The sequence below is a fragment of the Tannerella sp. genome (genome assembly GCF_030528505.1).
In the GTDB taxonomy this organism is placed as follows: Bacteria; Bacteroidota; Bacteroidia; order Bacteroidales; family Tannerellaceae; genus Tannerella.
The window spans coordinates 30566-47458 of record NZ_JAUMYS010000014.1; the positions used below are offsets into that span (position 1 = coordinate 30566).

General features: G+C 50.8%; 11 protein-coding genes. 5 read left to right on the top strand and 6 right to left on the bottom strand.

What is annotated here, in order from left to right; genetic code table 11:
- The first annotated feature begins 134 nt into the window (after nucleotides 1–134).
- Entirely contained in the window at nucleotides 135–698 is a 564-nt protein-coding gene (gene frr, locus Q4A89_RS03630; RefSeq protein WP_303183848.1) for a ribosome recycling factor, read from the top strand.
- On the top strand, nucleotides 698–1630 hold the full coding sequence (gene rsgA, locus Q4A89_RS03635) for a ribosome small subunit-dependent GTPase A (RefSeq protein ID WP_303183868.1): 933 nt from the start codon (nucleotides 698–700) through the stop codon (nucleotides 1628–1630). Before frr ends, rsgA begins: the two co-directional genes overlap by 1 nt.
- A 10-nt stretch (nucleotides 1631–1640) precedes the next feature.
- Here the strand turns inward: rsgA and dgt are convergent, their stop codons facing one another.
- Nucleotides 1641–2966 (bottom strand): dGTP triphosphohydrolase, encoded by a 1326-nt coding sequence (gene dgt, locus Q4A89_RS03640; protein WP_303183850.1) that lies wholly within the window; start codon nucleotides 2964–2966, stop codon nucleotides 1641–1643.
- A 1292-nt stretch (nucleotides 2967–4258) separates the two neighbouring features.
- Between dgt and Q4A89_RS03645 the strand changes: the two genes are divergently transcribed.
- Both Q4A89_RS03645 and Q4A89_RS03650 read left to right on the top strand, forming a co-directional pair.
- A complete protein-coding gene (locus Q4A89_RS03645; RefSeq protein ID WP_303183852.1) occupies nucleotides 4259–7276 on the top strand; it encodes a SusC/RagA family TonB-linked outer membrane protein in 3018 nt (1005 codons plus the stop codon).
- Between the two features lie 18 nt (nucleotides 7277–7294).
- Nucleotides 7295–8947: a SusD/RagB family nutrient-binding outer membrane lipoprotein gene (locus Q4A89_RS03650; RefSeq protein WP_303183854.1), complete on the top strand. Its 1653-nt coding sequence runs from the start codon at nucleotides 7295–7297 to the stop codon at nucleotides 8945–8947.
- A gap of 174 nt (nucleotides 8948–9121) precedes the next feature.
- On the opposite strand, the gene pfkA is transcribed toward Q4A89_RS03650, so the two are convergent.
- The 3 genes from pfkA to Q4A89_RS03665 all read right to left on the bottom strand — a co-directional run bounded on the left by pfkA (nucleotide 9122) and on the right by Q4A89_RS03665 (nucleotide 13622).
- Nucleotides 9122–10105, bottom strand: coding sequence for a 6-phosphofructokinase (gene pfkA / locus Q4A89_RS03655; protein ID WP_303183856.1), 984 nt, complete (start codon nucleotides 10103–10105; stop codon nucleotides 9122–9124).
- A 305-nt stretch (nucleotides 10106–10410) separates the two neighbouring features.
- Nucleotides 10411–11817 carry a glucuronate isomerase gene (uxaC, locus tag Q4A89_RS03660; RefSeq protein WP_303183870.1) on the bottom strand — a complete coding sequence of 469 codons (1407 nt, stop codon included), beginning with the start codon at nucleotides 11815–11817 and terminating at the stop codon, nucleotides 10411–10413.
- Nucleotides 11817–13622, bottom strand: coding sequence for a Na/Pi cotransporter family protein (locus Q4A89_RS03665; RefSeq protein ID WP_303183857.1), 1806 nt, complete (start codon nucleotides 13620–13622; stop codon nucleotides 11817–11819). Before Q4A89_RS03665 ends, uxaC begins: the two co-directional genes overlap by 1 nt.
- Before the next feature lie 64 nt (nucleotides 13623–13686).
- On the opposite strand from Q4A89_RS03665, the gene Q4A89_RS03670 reads away from it, so the two are divergent.
- The gene (locus Q4A89_RS03670) at nucleotides 13687–15366 is read left to right on the top strand and encodes a nucleoside kinase (RefSeq protein WP_303183859.1); all 1680 of its coding nucleotides are present in this window, start codon (nucleotides 13687–13689) and stop codon (nucleotides 15364–15366) included.
- Here the strand turns inward: Q4A89_RS03670 and deoC are convergent.
- Together deoC and Q4A89_RS03680 are read right to left on the bottom strand one after the other, a co-directional pair.
- Nucleotides 15363–16271 carry a deoxyribose-phosphate aldolase gene (gene deoC / locus Q4A89_RS03675; RefSeq protein ID WP_303183860.1) on the bottom strand — a complete coding sequence of 303 codons (909 nt, stop codon included), beginning with the start codon at nucleotides 16269–16271 and terminating at the stop codon, nucleotides 15363–15365. The two genes, Q4A89_RS03670 and deoC, sit on opposite strands and share 4 nt — an antisense overlap.
- A gap of 6 nt (nucleotides 16272–16277) precedes the next feature.
- Complete coding sequence (locus tag Q4A89_RS03680; protein ID WP_303183862.1) at nucleotides 16278–16616, bottom strand: nucleotide pyrophosphohydrolase; 339 nt, start codon at nucleotides 16614–16616, stop codon at nucleotides 16278–16280.
- Between the last annotated feature and the right edge of the window lie 277 nt (nucleotides 16617–16893).

Genomic DNA, 16893 nt, shown 5'->3' on the forward strand with positions numbered 1-16893 from the left:
GGAGCGACACGAGTTGAATAGAGCGAGCTCGCATCTCGCGTTTTTGTCTGACCTCATCGCGGTTACTATCTTGCGCACATTTTGCATATATACAAAAAGGAATTATCTTTGTGAAAAATAAAAAATGAAAAGTTATGTTAGCAGACACCAACCAAATCATCAAAGATGCCGAGACGAAGATGTCGTCGGCTATTCGTTATTTAGACGATGAGCTGGCACGCATTCGCGCCGGCAAGGCAAGTCCGCGTATTCTGGACAATGTCAAAGTCTCTTATTACGGCAGCATGGCGCCGCTCGCGAATGTGTCGTCCATCACGACGCCCGACGCCAAAACGATTATCATCACCCCGTGGGAAAAACCGATGTTGAAGGAGATTGAGAAGGCGATTCTCACGTCCGAAGTAGGCATTACGCCCGAGAACAACGGCGAAGTGATCCGCCTCGGCATTCCGCCACTCACCGAAGAACGCCGCCGCTCGCTCGCGAAGGGTGCCAAACAACATGCCGAAACGGCAAAGATCAGCATTCGTAATACGCGCAGGGATGTGATCGAGCACCTCAAAAAAGCCGTTAAGGAAGGGGTGCCCGAAGACGCGGGGAAAGACGCCGAAGCGACCGTACAGAAGATTCACGATAAATACATCAAGCAAGTGGACGAGCTGTACGCGGCGAAAGAAAAAGAAATCATGACCGTTTGATGCATGGCCTTGTCGTAAAGAATACCGGTAGTTGGTATACGGTTCATACCGACGACGGGCGGTCTGTCGATTGTAAGATTAAAGGCTCGTTCCGGCTGAAAGGCATTCGAAGTACGAATCCGATCACCATCGGCGACCGGGTCGAAATCGAAGAGAACCGCGAAGGCAGCGCGTTCATTACGGCAATCGGCGACCGCCGAAATTATATGATCCGGCGGGCATCGAACTTGTCGAAGCAGTCGCATATTCTTGCGGCGAATATCGACTTGGCCTTGCTCGTCGTTACGATTCATTATCCGCAGACGACAACGACTTTTATCGATCGTTTCCTTGCCACGGCCGAGGCTTACGGGATTCCGGCTTTACTCGTCTTCAATAAAATTGACCGTTATGACGCCGACGAGCTCGAATATCTGGAGGGCTTGATGACGCTTTATCGTACCATCGGATACGACTGTATGAAGCTTTGTGCTACGTCGGGCGAAGGAATCGACGCGTTGTCGGACAAGATCAGCAATAAGATTACGCTGTTGTCCGGTCATTCGGGCGTCGGGAAATCGACGATTATCAACAAGCTGTTGCCGCATGCCAAGCTTCGGACGAAAGATATTTCCGAATACCACAAAGCGGGTGTTCACACCACGACGTTTTCCGAAATGATTCCGCTGCCGAACGGAGGCTATCTGATCGATACGCCCGGCATTAAAGGCTTCGGAACGATTGAAATGCAGGGAGTAGAAGTGGCGCATTATTTTCCCGAGATTTTCAAATACTCGGCCGACTGCCGTTTCAGCAACTGCACGCACACGAATGAGCCGGGCTGCGCGGTGCGTGAAGCGGTCGAAGCGCATTACATCAGCCAGTCGCGCTATAAAAGTTACCTCAATATTCTCGAAGATAAGGACGGCATGAAATACCGTGAGGCCTATTAAGCGTCGTTAATCAGACAGCCGGCAGACTCATGCCTGTAATCTTGCGATACAGGTCGAGGGCGTAGACGTCCGTCATGCCCGAAATATAATCGAGCGCGCATTGTATCTTCCCGTACGTGGTAGGCGCTTTGATGTCGTACTGACCCGGTACGCGGCTAAGGAGTAGCTGACTGTATGCGTGCTCGGGATGGAGCACGGCTTCAATGACGGTTTCGAGCAGGTATCCGAAGATGTGATAACCGGCCAGTTCCACGTCGACTACTTCATTCGCGACATAAATTTTCCGGTAAGCCATCTCCGAACACGCTTTATACGCCTGACGCGCCTGCTCGTTGATGCAGTCGATCAGCGGCGCATGGAAACTTCCGTCGAGCAATCCTTCCTCGTTTTTGATAAATACCTGCGTGCATTCGTCGACCAGCAGTCCGATGATGCACGAACGGAGATAGGCGATCTGCTCGTTCGTGTCGTCTACCATGGCCATCGTATGTTGAATATCATTCAGGCGTTTTCCTCCGAAAAAGCCGAGCAGCAGCCCGATGGCCTCTTCGCTTGTCAGCAGACGCAGCTTGTGGGCGTCTTCGATATCCATGATTTGATAGCAGATATCGTCGGCGGCTTCGACCAGATAGACTAACGGATAACGGACATACGCGTCGGAAGCGTCGGGCTGTTTGGGGATGCCCAGTTCTTCGGCGATGCGAGAATACGTTTCTTCTTCGCTCTGGAAGAAACCGAACTTTTTCTTCGCGGCAGCGTGTGTCGAGGCGTAAGGATATTTGACGATGGAAGCGAGCGTGCTGTATGTCAGGGCAAATCCGCCTTTTCTTCGCCCGATAAACTGGTGCGTGAGCAAACGTATGGCGTTGGCGTTACCTTCGAAGTGTACAAAGTCTTCCCATCGGCCGCCTTCGGCACGTACGCGGGCTTCGAGCTGCCGGCCCGCCCCTTCGGAGAAGAACGCCGAGATAGCTCGCTCGCCCGAATGCCCGAACGGAGGATTCCCCATGTCATGCGCCAGACAGGCGGCCGAGACGATCGAGCCGATTTCTTGCAGGTTGGCGGTCTCGTCTCCGTATTTTTGCATCAATCGTGTTGCTACATTCGTCCCGAGCGATCGCCCGACGCACGATACCTCTAAGCTATGCGTCAGCCGGTTGTGCACAAAGATGCTTCCGGGCAAGGGGAAGACCTGCGTCTTGTTCTGTAACCGCCGGAAAGGGGAGGAGAAGATCAGTCGATCGTAATCGCGCTGAAAGTTTGTCCGTTCATGCTTCCGTTCGTGGTAAGCCTCGATGCCGAGGCGCTTACCGGATATTAATTTGTTCCACTGCATATTTGTTCTGGTTTAATCGCTCCGAAATTTGGCTTTATTTTTTTGTTTCGAGCATGCAAAAATAACATAATCCGGGCTATTTTCAGACAGATATTGTTCGGAAAACACTATTTCGCACGCGGGAAGGCTGAAAACGAAATTCTGCTGTAAAGATTTTTTGGTAAAACAAACAACACCTTTCTATCCGTTTGTGATTTGTTGAAGCGGATGTAGAGAAATCCGGATTGATGATTACCTCAGGCTTTCAGCCCTCCGAGCAAGGTCCGGATGTCGATACCCCACCCTTGCGGGATGGGGCTCAAATACGTCGGGCTTTCAGCCCTTATAAACCCCGCAAAGGCGGTGAGATGTTGAATTGTTGAGTTGTTGATTCGTTGACATGCTGATCGGTTGGCTGACCGCTGATTTCTGAGTGCTGACCGCTGAAAGAGCCCTGAAAGGGCGAAATAATTCAGCCCAATGCGAAGCGTTGGGGAAAAAGCAATACTTCGAGAGAGGGCTGTAAGCCTGGCATAATTGTAAGTTGTCAAAAATATTTGCATTAAAGGCTGACAAGCGGTATGAGTTCTTAGAATCATCGCCTTTGGGGGCTGACAAGCAGTGCAAGTTATCAAAATCACTGCTTTTAGGGGCTAACAAAGGGTGTGAGTTGTTAAAATCATCTTCATTCAGCCTGTGCAGTCTTGAAAGTTCCGAAAATCATTGCTTTTAGGGGTTAGCAAGCAATGAAAGCGACTAAAATCATCTTCTTTAAGTCTGTGCATTGATGAAAGCTCCTAAATTCAATGCTTTTAATAGTAAACAAGTGGTGCAAGCCCTTAAAATCATCTTCTTTAAGTCCGTATGATTGTGAAAGCTTCTAATGTCATCTATTTTGAGGGCTAACAAGCAATGAAAGCTATCAAAAGCACCTGCTTTGCGCATTTGCAAGCAGGTAAGATGTTCGCGCAAGCTTCAGGCAGGCTCGAGTGAAGATGGTCGATGCTGAAAAACGAATATTTTGACGAACTAAAAATGTGTGCAAATGCTAAAACTCATAATGAGTACGAAGCGAAAGCAGGCATGACTCTCGATGTGCTTTCGGATTGCTATGTAAAAGAACGAATAACTTGAATCCTGATATTTCTTTTTGTATCTCAATGACAAAATGACATTTCGTTGTAAAAAGAGCAGCTTTGAGAGGCTTAAACGAATTGTTAAAGGCAAGACAAAATGACATAAGATTAAAAAATGAATCTATCTTTGCGTGGTTTTTAAAATAAGTACATAATTAAAATTAATCAAAAGATCGTATGAATAAACAACTATTTATGTTTGTGCTATTCTTCTTGTGCACAAACGTGCTGCTGGCGCAGAAGAAAGTGAGCGGCGTAGTGAAAGAAGCTGACACGAACGAGCCGCTGATCGGTGCGACCGTTCTGGTCAAAGGAACGACGAATGGTGTGGTTACGGACTTGGACGGTCATTATACCATCGAAGTCAATGCGAACGATGTATTACAGTTTGCTTATGTGGGCCTTGAAACTCGTGACGAAACAGTAGGAGAGCGTACGGTGATCAACGTATCGCTGGCTTCTTCGTCCATCAAAATTAACGAGGTGGTGGTTACGGCCATGGGTCTCGAGCGCAAAGCGAAGAGCTTGACTTACGCGACGCAGCAAGTAGGAGGCGGCGAATTGACCCGTGCCAAGGAAACGAACCTGATCAACAGCTTGCAGGGTAAAACGGCAGGTCTGGTCATCACCCCGAACTCTACCGGTGCGGGCGGATCATCGAAACTGTTGATCCGCGGTAACAAATCGGCGCAGGGTAACAACCAGCCGCTGATCGTAATCGACGGAATTCCGATGGCCAACTCGACAACGACACAGATGGAAGGCGAGTATGGCGGACGTGACGGAGGAGACGCTCTGTCGAATCTTAACCCCGACGACATCGCGAGCATCAACGTCTTGAAAGGTGCTTCGGCAGCGGCTTTGTACGGAAGTATGGCGGCCAACGGCGTGGTGATGATTACCACTAAGAAAGGATCGGTAGGAAGCATGCGTGTGGACGTATCGAGCAATACGACGTTCGAAACAACATTAGACGCTCCGAAGCTGCAAAGCACGTATGGGGCTGTCGTATCCGGATCGGGCGCGCTGGCTCAAGACAGCTGGGGCGAGAAAATCAGCGGCGAAGCCAAAGGAGCGAACCGCCTTGATGAGTTTTTCCGCACGGGGATGACTACGATCAATTCGGTATCGATTAGCGGAGGATCGGAAAAGACCCAAAGCTATATTTCGTATGCCAACACGTCGGCAAGCGGTATCATGCCGACTAATACGTTTACTCGCCATAACATGATGGCCAAGGAAACCTTTAAGCTGTTTAACGACAAAGTTGTCGTAAATGCATCACTGAATTATATTATCCAAAAAGGTCGTAATCGTCACGAACCGGGACAATATCGCAACCCTCTGACCGGACTTTATACGTTCCCGGCTAATGGTGACTTCCGTCAATACAAAAACGAATTTGAAAAATACGATGATGTAAAGGGTTATCCCGTTCAGCAATGGTATCGCGAGGTGAATCAGGACTTCAGCGCGAACCCGTATTGGGTGCTGCACCGCAATCCGCATACCGAGAAACGCGACCGTATGATGGCTTCGGCAAGCATCCGCTACAATATTACGGACTACCTGAACGTTCAGGGACGTTTGAACTACGACCGCATTGCCGATCTCTATGAACGGAAGATTTACGCTTCTACTTCGACCACATTGCATAACGTAAACGGCGAATACCGTCAGGAACGCGACGACAGCCGCCAGTTCTACGGCGACTTGATGGCCAACTTCAACAAGACTTTCGATGCTTGGAGCGTGACAGCTTCGGTCGGAACGAGCTTTACGGACCTTAAAGAAACAGGAATCATCGCAGCCGGTGGCGGCGACATCTACATCCCGAACTACTTCCAGATCGCCAACGGATCGAAGAACGGATCGGAAAATAAACGTTGGAAAACGCAGAAGCGTCTCAACAGCGTGTTCGGTACGGCACAGATCGGATACAAAGACATGATTTATCTGGATGTGACGGGACGTAACGACTGGTCATCGACCCTTTCGTACACACCGAATGTATCATATTTCTATCCGTCGTTCGGATTGACGGCGTTGATCAACGAAATGATCGCTTTGCCTGAGTCTGTCAATCTGTTGAAGGGACGTGCATCGTACTCCGTAGTAGGTAATGACATGCCCGCTTATATCACAAACCCGACACATAAATTCCGTAATGGTTCGGTCGATTTCAACACAAGCGTTCCTTTTACCGAGATGAAGCCTGAGAAACTGAAATCGATGGAGTTCGGATTCGATCTCTCGATGTTCAATAACCGCTTCGAGATGGATTTCACCTATTACAAGACGAACAATACGAACCAGTACTTCAGTATGGAAGCTTCGTCCGCAACCGGATACAGCAACTACTACTTCAATGCCGGCGACATCCAAAACACCGGTTTCGAAACAACCATGAGCTGGAGACAACCCATTACAGCGGATCTCTCATGGAAAACTTCCTTCAACCTCTCATACAACGACAACGTCATTAAGAAGCTGGACGACCGTCAAGACGTAGCGAAAGAAAACCGTCTGACTCACGTATGGCTCGGAAGCTTGAGAGGATACGACATGCGTCTCGTAGAAGGCGGATCGTACGGTGACTTGTATTCGAAGACCGTCGTACGCGATGAAAACGGCGTGATTAAAGTAGATGAAAACGGAGCTCCTCTGGTTTCGAAAGATAAAGAGTTTGTCGGCAACGTGAATCCGAAGTGGAATCTGGGATGGAGCAACTCATTCAACTATAAAGACCTGCAACTCTACTTCCTCATCGACGGACGTATCGGCGGAAACTTCGTAGACCTGACGCAAGCTACGCTCGACGCATACGGTGTATCGCAGAACTCGGCCGACGCACGCGATAACGGTGGTGTTGACCTTGGTAACGGTACAAAAGTGGATGCAGCTAACTTCTATCGTTCCATCGGACAAAGAGAGAAAGGTGGAGCTTACTACGTTTACTCTGCTACGAACTTCCGTCTGCGCGAATTGTCAATCGGTTATGCTTTCCGCAATCTGCTGGGCGCCGGCAAAGACCTTGGCGTAAGCTTGATCGGCCGTAACTTGTTCTTCCTCTACAAAGACGCGCCGTCCGATCCCGAAGTGTCGATGTCTACCTCGAACGGTTATTCCGGATCGAACTACTTCGCGCTGCCGGCTACACGCAGTTTTGGTATTAATTTGAAAGCAACATTCTAACATAAAGCAATCGTATATATGAAAACAATCAATAAATTCAATCTGAAGAACGGTCTGCTGGCTGCCTCCATCATGGTACTCGGCACAACAGCATGTACCAACAATTTTGAAGAACTCAATACAGACCCGACCGGACTGACCTCTTCGCAGGCTCAGCAAGTCGGCTCCTTCATGCAGGAAGCGCAGCGTTCCATCTATTACAATCAGACAAACGGAAACTGGGAATATCAGCTGATCCAAAACCTCAATGCCGACTTGTACTCCGGCTATCTGGCGATCCCGACTCCCTTCGCTTCGAACAACAACAACAGCCAGTATGTGATGATGGACGGCTGGAACAATCAGGGATTCAAAGATTACTTCCTGCACGTGATGAAACCGTGTGTGACGCTGCTGGAAACACAGACGGCCGACGATTACGTGGCTATCGCCAAAATCCTGAAAGTGGCGGGTATGTCGAAAGCCGTCGACACATATGGCCCGATGCCTTATTCGAAAGCCGTTAAAGGAGGTATCTTTATCGAGTACGACTCGGAAGAGGCCATCTACAAATCGTTTTTCGAAGATTTGGCCGATGCGACACAACGCTTGACCGCGTTTGTTCAGAAGAGCGGTGATGTGCCCGCCCGTTTGAACTTCGACCTGATGTGTGGCAAGAGTCACACGACTTGGTTGCAGTTCGCCAATACGTTGCGTTTGCGTCTGGCTATGCGCGTCGTAAAAGTTGCGCCCGATCTGGCAAAGAAAGAAGCCGAAGCAGCCGTAGCCAACCCTTATGGCGTATTGGAGAAAGTCAATATCGAAGTAAAAGACGAAAATACACGCAACCCGCTGATGGTAATCTGCCGCGATTATAACGACTGCAGCATCGGCGCTTCGTTCGAGTCGATCCTGAAGGGCTACAACGACCCTCGTCTGGCTAAAATGGCCTTGCCCGTAGGCTGGATGAATAAAGGAGATATCAAGGACAAGAGCGGCAAGGAAACGAACTCGATCGGTAAAATCTATGGCGTTCGTAACGGTTTCGAAGTGCCGACGGCCGGTGAATATAAGATGTATTCGATCCCGATGGTTAACACAGACGGCAAAGACCCTATGTCGACCGACTATCCTCTGCCGATTATGAAGCGTGCCGAGTCGTATTTCCTTCGCGCCGAAGGCGCTTTGCGTGGTTGGGCGATGAAGGGAACGGCCGAAGACTTCTATAAGGAAGGTATCCGCGTTTCGTTCGATGACTATAAGGTTTCGGCCGATTATAATGCCTACATTGAAGGCACCACACTGGCTGCCGACTACGTAGATCCGCATAACCCGGCCTTGAACATGAAAGGAATGAACGACGTTCCCGTGAAATTTATGACCGGCGGAACCAACGAACAGAAGCTGCAACAGATTATCACGCAGAAATGGATCGCCGGCTTCCCTGAAGGCTTGAACGCATGGAGCGAGTATCGTCGTACGGGCTATCCGAAGCTCTTCCCGATCATTGCGAACAAAAGCGCGTTCCCCGAGCTGACAACACTCGGTATCCGTCGTCTGCCGTTCTGCCAGAGCGAGAAAAGCTTTAACAGACAGGGCTATGATTCGGGTGTAAAAATCCTCGAAGCACGTGGCGGCAAAGACAATATTGCTACGCGTCTTTGGTGGGATACCCCTGCAGGAAACTTCTAAACCTCTTTTGGAAGTATCAGAAAAAATAAGAGAGCTGTCTCAAAAGGAGGCGGCTCTCTTTTCTTGGTTCACCCTTTCATGAGTCTCTATTCTAATCCGAAGGCAGGAAATGGATTCGGACAGGCCAAGCAGTGAGTGAGCGATTGATGTTAGACTCATTTTAAACCGACCACGTTAGGTCGAGACGATCCGAAGCACGTTCAGCAGGTCGCGGTTAATCGGTTTGTCTTTCTTGATGGCCTTCACGAAAGGTACCAGTGTCAGTTCTTCATTCTGAATACCGACCATGGCATTTCGTTGTCCTTCGATCAGCGCATCGACGGCGGCCACTCCCATACGGGTAGACAGGATACGATCCTGCGCCGTCGGTGAGCCTCCGCGCTGCAAATGTCCGAGAATCGAGACACGTACATCGAACTCGGGATATTGCTTTTTTACGCGTTCGGCCACACCCATAGCGCCGCCTGTCACCTCGCTCTCAGCTACCAGCACGATGCTGCTGTTCTTCGACTTCCGGAACCCCATCCCGATCATTTCGGCCAATTGGTCTTTCTTCAGGGAGATTTCCGGAATAATCGCAGCCTCCGCACCTGACGCGATCGCGCCGTTCAGCGCCAGAAATCCCGCGTCACGCCCCATCACCTCGACAAAGAACAAACGCTCGTGCGACGATGCCGTGTCCCGTATCTTATCGACGCATTCCATAATCGTATTCAACGCCGTATCATAACCGATCGTCGTATCCGTTCCGTTCAGGTCGTTGTCGATCGTTCCCGGCAGACCGATAATGGGGAAGTCGTATTCCTGCGCGAAATCGCGAGCGCCGCGAAGACTTCCATCTCCCCCGATAACAATCAAAGCATTGATGCCATGCTGAAGAATCACGTCATGCGCCAGTTTGCGTCCTTCGGGTGTCTGAAACTCGGCACAGCGAGCCGTTTTCAGAATCGTCCCGCCACGTTGTATGATATTGCTGACGCTCTGCGTCTTGAAGTCTTCGATTTCGTTCGTGATCAATCCTTTATATCCTCTGTAAATCCCTTTTACCGCCATCCCGTTATAAATCGCGGCGCGTGTCACCGCGCGAATGGCCGCGTTCATGCCGGGAGCATCGCCTCCCGACGTCAGTAAACCGATACATTTGATCTTTGTCGACATATTGCTTATTATTTAAAACCTAAACTGGGGGGCAAAGATAATGATTACCCTCCAATATTGGAACGTATGCCTCAACCATTGCATCAAACAAAAAAGACAGGTCGTCGGTCAAAACAATGAAATCCGATAAGCATCGGTTTCAGATCCGATAGGCATAAAAAAAAATCCGATAGGCATCGCTTTTAGATCCGATAGGCATCGGATCCGCAACTTATGCCTAAAGGGAAGCCGGACTATAGGCACTACCCCTCATCCTTGATGCGGTTGTGCTGATCCACCCGAATCAATGGCGCATCATTCATTTGTTACCAGTCGAAGTAACGCTTGGCATTGTAGTAGCAGATGTCTTCGACCATTTGATTGATAAACGAGATCTCGGACGCCGGCAAGATACCGCGTTCCACTTCGTTCCCGATGATGTTGCACAAAATACGTCGGAAATATTCGTGACGCGGATACGACAGGAAGCTGCGGGAGTCGGTCAGCATGCCTACAAAACGGCTTAACAGACCGAGCGACGAGAGGCTGTTCAACTGCTCCTCGATGCCCTTGTATTGATCGAGAAACCACCACGCCGCACCGTATTGCATCTTGCCGGGGACGCTTCCGTCGTTGAAATTATAGAGGTTGCTTACGATCAAATCATTATCGCGAGGGTTCAGGTTGTACACGATCGTTTTGGCCAAATGTTCTTCTTCATCGAGGCGACTGAAAAAGCGGTTCATCGGAACTGCTACCGTTACATCGTCGATCGAGTCGAAGCCCGTATCAGGTCCAATCTTCTTGAACATGCGGGCATTGTTGTTGCGTATGGCTCCGATATGGAACTGCTGTACCCACCCGGAGCGGCTGTCCATCACCGCCAGATCGTACAGCAGGGCCGAGCAGAAGCGATCATGCTCGTCTTTGCCGACCGTCTGTCCGGCACGTACTTTCCCGAAGATCGTTTCGACTTCGGCATCGGTATACGGTTCGGCGTAGAAGGTCGTCAGCCCGTGGTCGGAGAGCGCGCAGCCTTCCCGTTCAAAATAGTCGTGTCGTTTTTGCAACGCGTCGATAAGCTCTTTGTAAGAGCCGATGGACTGATCGGCCGCTGCCGACAGCTTGTCGAGGTACTCGTTATACGCCTGCGGGTTTCCGATGGCCATCGCCTTATCGGGTCTCCAAGTGGGCAACACTTTCACCCCGAAGCTGTTTTCACGGATTTCCCGGTGATATTCGAGGGTATCGGCCGGGTCGTCGGTCGTGGCCACGACTTCGACACGCATCCGTCGCATAATCGCTTGCGGACGATATTCGGGCGTTTGCAGCTTGGCCGTGCATTCTTCATAAATATGCCGTGCGTTCGAAAGCTTCAACGTTTCCTGAATCCCGAAGATGCGGTTCAGCTCCATGTGCGTCCAGTGATAGAGCGGGTTTCGCATTGTGTAAGGTAAGGTTTCCGCCCATTTCTCGAACTTCTCGTACGACGTTTTGTTACCGGTGATGTACTCTTCGGGTACTCCGTTGGCACGCATGGCGCGCCACTTGTAATGGTCGCCGGACAGCCATATCTCGGTCAGATCGGCGAACTGGTAGTTCCGCGCGATCATTTTCGGGTCGAGATGACAATGATAGTCTATAATCGGCAGCTTTTCGGCATGTTTGCGAAAAAGCTCCGCAGCCGTATCGGTCTGCAACAGGAAATTGGCATCCAGAAATGTTCGTCGCATCATAATTTCTTCTCAATCATCGCTTGTACCACATTCAACACATAGTCGCCCAACTTCTCGCATTCGGAGATGATGTCCATGTAGAAGATGGCATCGGAATACTTATATAATTTATTGTCGATATTGTCGATATTGCTCTTCTTTAACAGGTTCCGATACGAGTTGATCTCGTTCTCCAGATTGTAAGCAAGTGTCACGTCTTCGCGGGTACCGATCTGACGGTCCAGGATGTCATTCATGTGAACGATTGCGGCATCCGTCAAGGCCATCATATGTTCAATGTTATGATTTTGTTCGTCGGTAAAGCGTCCTTTCGCGTCGTTACGCCGTTTGATGGTCTTCGCGATGTTATTGCATGAATCGGCGACACTTTCGATTTCGGACACGGCGCGGAGCATCACGCGAATGTTATTCTTTCCTTCGGCGCTGAGTCGTCCTTCGAGTACACGCGTCAGATAGTCCGCAATTTCGACCTCCATGCGGTCACTGATCTGCTCGTATTTCTCGATGCGGTTAAAGGTGGCCAGAAATTTCTCATCATCCGTTTCGTAGAGGATTTCTTTGACCATCCCCATCATCCGGTACACACGCTGTCCGTAGACAGCCATCTCCTTCTTCGCCTGCACGAGCGAGAGCTCGGAGGTGGAGAGCATTCCGGACGAAATATATTTGAGCTGGAATTCTTCTTCTTCGGTCTCACGCGGCGATTTGATGATGACCGAACAGATACGGACGTACATGTTCGTGAACCAGATCATGAGGGCGATGTTGCACAAGTTGAATAATGTGTGGAAAAGTGAGAGGCCGTAAGATACGGATACTTGCAATGAGAACAAGTGCTTCTGCAACGCGATCAGCTTCGGGTCTGTCAATTCTTCGCCGGAAGTAATCTGTTTGACGGTTTCCGGATCGAGCGTGCTGATAAAGTTCGTTATCTCGTGCGGATCGCCCGGGCCGAACTTCGTAACGATTTTGGCGACCATTTCGGAGAACGGGTAGAAGAGAAGCAGCATCCAGCAGACGCCGAACAGGTTGAACATCAAATGCGCCAGGGCCGCGCGGCGGGCCGATGTGTTGGCTGAGATCGCGGCGATGTTGGCCGTGATCGTCGTGCCGATGTTTTCGCCCAGCACCATGGCGGCGGCCATCTCGAACGGAATCCATCCCTGCGTACACATGATCAGCGTAATGGCGACGGTGGCGCTCGACGACTGCACGATCACCGTCAGCACGGAGCCTAAAAGCATAAAGAGCAGCAACGAGCCATACCCCATCGACGTGTAGTCACGGATAAACGAAAGGACTTCGGGATTGTTTTGCAGGTCGGGAACGGATTCTTTCAGGTAAGCCAGTCCGAGGAAGAGGAAGGCGAAACCGAGAATAAATTCACCCCACGATTTGTTTCGGCTTTTTTTGGCGAACATGAGCGGAATGGCCACCCCGATAAGCGGGAGCGAGAGGATGCTGATGTCGACCTTGAATCCGAAGATGGAAATGACCCACGCGGTGATCGTCGTTCCGACGTTGGCTCCCATGATGACACTGATGGATTGCGCCAATGTAAGCAATCCCGCGTTGACGAAACTGACGACCATGACCGTCGTAGCGCTCGACGACTGAATCATCGCGGTGATAAGAAGCCCCGTCAACACGCCTGTGAAGCGGTTCGTCGTCATGACGGAAAGAATGTTTCTGAGTTTGTCGCCGGCTACTTTCTGAAGGCCTTCACTCATCGTTTTCATTCCGTAGAGGAACATACCCAGCGAGCCGACGAGCGTCAGAAAGTCCAAAAAAGAATAGTCCATAGAAAAGATTGACTTGTATAATTTTTTTGTTACTTTGCGGACAAAAATACAAAAAAAGAGAATTATGACAAAAACAGATAAAGAATCGATTACCGTCTACTGCAAAAACAACGACATCTATAAGGAAGTACCTATCGGCTCGTCGTTGAGTGAGATTTACGCCATGGTGGGTGCTCCCCTGCGCTATCGGCCGTTGGGCGCGCGCGTCAACAACCGGGTCGAAAGCCTGACCTACCGTTGCTGGAGTCCGAAAGACATCGATTTTGTGGATTATACGCATCCGTCGGGGTATCGGATTTATCTGCGCTCGCTTTGTTTTATCCTCGTCAAGGCCGTGTACGATCTGTATCCCGAGACTCCGTTCAACCTCGAGCATCCGGTATCGAAAGGGTTTTATTGCGCCTTCGAGAACCGCCGGAAGTTGACACAGGAAGATGTTGCCCGGATTAAACGACGGATGCAGGAGCTGATCGACGCCGATCTACCGTTCAAGATGCGCGATGTACGGACTTCCGACGCGATGGCGACGTTCTACGAACGAGGCATGAACGACCGCGCCCTGCTGATCGAGACGGCCGGCATGGCTTACACGTCCTATTACGAGTTGGATGGTTATATCGATTATTTTTACGGCAGTCTGGTGCCCTCGTCAGGCTACATCCATCTGTTCGATCTGGTGCCCTACTCCGACGGCGTACTGTTGCAGATTCCGCAGCGTACGAACGTGCACGAGCTTTACCCCGTAGTGCCTCAGGATAAAATGTTTCACGCCTATAAAGAGCATCTGGAGTTGCAACGCACCATCGGCGTCAATTACGTGGGCGACCTGAACCGCGCCATCGCCATGGGAGATGCCCGCAAGATCGTGATGGTCTCCGAAGCCATGCAGGAGAAGCAAATTGCGCATATCGCCGAGGAGATAGCTTCGCGTTATGATGACGGTGTGCGTGTAGTCCTGATCTCCGGCCCGTCCTCGTCGGGTAAGACGACTTTCTGTAAACGCCTCGAGGTGCAGCTCATCACCAACTTGCTGCATCCGGTGGGCGTCTCGCTCGACGACTATTACGTGAATCGCGAAGATACGCCGAAAGACGACGAGGGCGGGTATGACTTCGAGTCGCTCTACGCGATCGACCTGCCGTATTTCCACAACGACTTGCGCAAGCTGATCGCCGGGGAAGAGATCGAGATTCCTTCGTTCGACTTCGAGCAGGGCAAGCGCGTGTTTCGAGGAGACCGTTTGCAGATGCAGAAGAACTCCGTCTTGATTCTCGAAGGGATTCACGGGCTGAACCCCGAACTGACGTCGCACATCCCGCCCGAAAATATTTACCGTATATATGTCTCGGCTCTGACGACCATCTCGCTCGACGGGCACAACTGGATCCCCACGACCGACAACCGCTTGTTGCGACGCATCGTGCGTGACTACCGCTCACGCGGTTACTCGGCGCGCGAAACGATTGCGATGTGGCCGAAGGTGCGTCGCGGAGAAGACAAATGGGTGTTCCCGTATCAGGAGAATGCCGACGCGATGTTCAACAGCGCCATGATTTACGAGCTGGCCGTATTGCGTAAGTTCGCGGAACCGATCCTCAGCGAAATCCGCGAAAAAGACACGGAGAGCGCCGAGGCGTACCGGTTGTTGCGATTCCTGCGCTACTTTAACTATATCCCGCTCGAAGAGCTGCCCGTCACTTCGCTGCTGCGCGAGTTTCTGGGCGGGGGCATCTTCCGGTACTAACGCGAGGCGATTCCCAGCCGGTGTTCGATATCGGCCACGAGGCTGCTGGCCCCGATGCGGAAGCATTCTTTCGTCAGCCATCCGTCGCCCAGCAGTTCTTTTACGATCGTGTAATATTTCACCGCGTCTTCGGCCGAGCGTATGCCGCCCGAGACTTTGACGCCCACCTTCCGTCCGCTCAGTTTGTGGTATTGTTTGATCGCGCGGCAGATGGTGTAGACGGCTTCGGGCGTGGCGCCGGGGTAGCTTTTTCCCGTCGACGTCTTAATGAAGTCGGCGCCCGAATAAAGGGCGAGGACCGTAGCCCGGCGTATGTTGTCCGGCGTCGACAAGGCGCCTGTTTCGAGGATGACTTTCAGTTTGGCGTCGCGGCAGGCGTCTTTCAGCTCGGCGATTTCGTCGGCCACCTCTTCATAAGCGTCTTCCATCAGGCAGCCGAGATTCATCACCACGTCAATTTCGTCAGCGCCGGCCATGACGGCCAGGGCAGTCTCGGCCACTTTCACTTCCGTGAAGGTCTGCGATGAGGGGAAGCCGGCCGATACGGCGGCGATTTTTACGTCCTGTGCCGTGAGCGCCTGCTTTACCGTCGCGGTAAACACCGGATAGGTGCAGATCGCTGCCACGTTCGACATGTCGGGCGAGACTCCCTCGAAGGCATTTACTTTTTCGACCATCTGCCAGACGGTTTCTTTCGTGTCGAGGGTCGTCAACGTTGTCAGGTCGATCAATCCGTAGACCCGTTTCAGCGTTTCGCTGTTGAAATTCTCCTGATAAGCTTTTTCGAGCAGCTTATTTACCTTGTCCGTGACGGCATCGGCCGAAAGCGTCGGTTCGAAGTGCTCGATACATTCGTGATACTTGTCGGCATGCGAATGATTGCATGCCTGTCCATGTTCTTCCATCTTACGTTATGCGTTTAGTTTCTGATTATTCTTATGTCGTTCGGAGTCTCGCTCCGTTTTTTTGCGCAGGTTCTTTTCGAAAGCATCCGTCAGGTCGACTCCCGTCTGATTGGCCAGACAGGCGAGCACCCATAACACGTCGGCCATCTCATCGGCCAGTTGGCGTGCCTCGTCGGTCTTTTTAAACGACTGATCGCCATACTTACGGGCGATGATACGGGCTACTTCGCCCACTTCTTCGGTCAGGATCGCCATATTCGTCAACTCGCTGAAATAGCGTACGCCGTACGTCTTGATCCAGTCGTCTACCCGCTGCTGAAGGTCTCTTAGTGTTAAATCGTTCATCGGATTGTGTATTGAAGCAGCCGCCTGAACAGCCTGCATGTTGTGTGCAAAAGTAAACATTAAAAACGAAAAGAGCATATAAATGACGAATTACGAATTACGATGTTCGAACGCAAATAACACAAATACCTTTTGCATCTTTTGCATGTGTTAGAGTGTTTCAATTACATAAATATTGCCTCACACTGTGGGTGGATACGAACGGTTATATCCGAAATTTTCATACCTTTCCTCTAAAACGTATTTTGTGAGTTTGCTTACATTGCTGCCCAATCCC

Bases quoted from the DNA above. Each gene is read 5' to 3' on its own strand.
- uxaC (WP_303183870.1), bottom strand. From the start codon at position 11,817: ATGCGACGAACATTTCTGGATGCCAATTTCCTGTTGCAGACCGATACG.
- Q4A89_RS03670 (WP_303183859.1), top strand. From the start codon at position 13,687: ATGACAAAAACAGATAAAGAATCGATTACCGTCTACTGCAAAAACAAC.
- Q4A89_RS03645 (WP_303183852.1), top strand. From the start codon at position 4,259: ATGAATAAACAACTATTTATGTTTGTGCTATTCTTCTTGTGCACAAAC.
- Q4A89_RS03680 (WP_303183862.1), bottom strand. From the start codon at position 16,616: ATGAACGATTTAACACTAAGAGACCTTCAGCAGCGGGTAGACGACTGG.
- rsgA (WP_303183868.1), top strand. From the start codon at position 698: ATGCATGGCCTTGTCGTAAAGAATACCGGTAGTTGGTATACGGTTCAT.
- pfkA (WP_303183856.1), bottom strand. From the start codon at position 10,105: ATGTCGACAAAGATCAAATGTATCGGTTTACTGACGTCGGGAGGCGAT.
- dgt (WP_303183850.1), bottom strand. From the start codon at position 2,966: ATGCAGTGGAACAAATTAATATCCGGTAAGCGCCTCGGCATCGAGGCT.
- Q4A89_RS03665 (WP_303183857.1), bottom strand. From the start codon at position 13,622: ATGGACTATTCTTTTTTGGACTTTCTGACGCTCGTCGGCTCGCTGGGT.
- deoC (WP_303183860.1), bottom strand. From the start codon at position 16,271: ATGGAAGAACATGGACAGGCATGCAATCATTCGCATGCCGACAAGTAT.
- Q4A89_RS03650 (WP_303183854.1), top strand. From the start codon at position 7,295: ATGAAAACAATCAATAAATTCAATCTGAAGAACGGTCTGCTGGCTGCC.
- frr (WP_303183848.1), top strand. From the start codon at position 135: ATGTTAGCAGACACCAACCAAATCATCAAAGATGCCGAGACGAAGATG.